Source organism: Pseudomonas serbica, from assembly GCF_028823535.1.
In the GTDB taxonomy this organism is placed as follows: Bacteria; Pseudomonadota; Gammaproteobacteria; order Pseudomonadales; family Pseudomonadaceae; genus Aquipseudomonas; species Aquipseudomonas serbica.
In genome coordinates this window covers 1-331 of sequence record NZ_JAQIYM010000061.1, presented here as the reverse complement: position 1 = coordinate 331, position 331 = coordinate 1, and the positions used below count along the sequence as shown (strand labels likewise).

Sequence of the window (331 nt, the reverse complement as noted above, 5' to 3'; positions counted from 1 at the left end):
TGCTGGTAACCGGCGCTTTGTTCGGCCGGGGCGAACGGGTGCAGGGCGCCGAATTCGGCCCAGGTCACCGGGATCATTTCGCTGGCGGCGTTGAGTTTCATGGTGCACGAGCCCAGCGGGATCATGGTGCGGTCCAGCGCCAGGTCCTTGTCGGCGAGCTTGCGCAGGTAGCGCATCAGCTCGGTTTCCGAGTGGTAGCGGTTGAACACCGGGTGGCTGAGGATCGGCGATTGGCGCACCAATGCGGCCGGGATGGTTGCTTGAGTCGACGCGGCGAGGGCGGCGAAATCCGGCAGGGCCTGGCCCGCGGCGAACAGCGCCCACAGGGTTT

General features: G+C 66.8%; 1 pseudogene. It reads right to left on the bottom strand.

What is annotated here, in order from left to right:
- A pseudogene (locus NQL71_RS29745) lies at positions 1 to 331 on the bottom strand (glycine dehydrogenase (aminomethyl-transferring)); the annotation flags it as partial.